Source organism: Holdemanella sp. DFI.5.55, from assembly GCF_020593575.1.
Classification (GTDB): Bacteria; Bacillota_I; Bacilli_A; order Erysipelotrichales; family Erysipelotrichaceae; genus Holdemanella; species Holdemanella hominis.
In genome coordinates, this window is the sequence record NZ_JAJDMK010000320.1 from 1 (window position 1) to 250 (window position 250).

A 250-nucleotide genomic window follows, 5' to 3' on the forward strand; every position below is an offset into this window, starting at 1 on the left:
GTGTTGATGAAATGCTCATAATTGATCACGTTTTGTGAATGCGGGATATTCAGCTTTAAAATACGAACTTCCTTAATATAGCCACGCTCAGCAGCCAGTTCGGCACGGCCGTTATGCACCATATTGCCGATTTCATAATATTTGGTGCCATCATTACGCGTAATTTCCTCTATTAAGGTAAAAACTTCATGCTGTTCTTCCATTAAGTAAATCCCCTTTCACATCTATTGTAACAGAAAACAAAAATCAT

Annotated in this window: 1 protein-coding gene; it reads right to left on the reverse strand. The window is 37.6% G+C overall.

Features of this window, described 5'->3' with window-relative positions; all coding sequences use genetic code 11:
* Window positions 1-203, reverse strand: a 203-nt coding sequence (locus LJE08_RS14260) for a hypothetical protein (protein ID WP_227403615.1), incomplete at its 3' end; no start/stop codon positions are given.
* Window positions 204-250 lie beyond the last annotated feature (47 nt).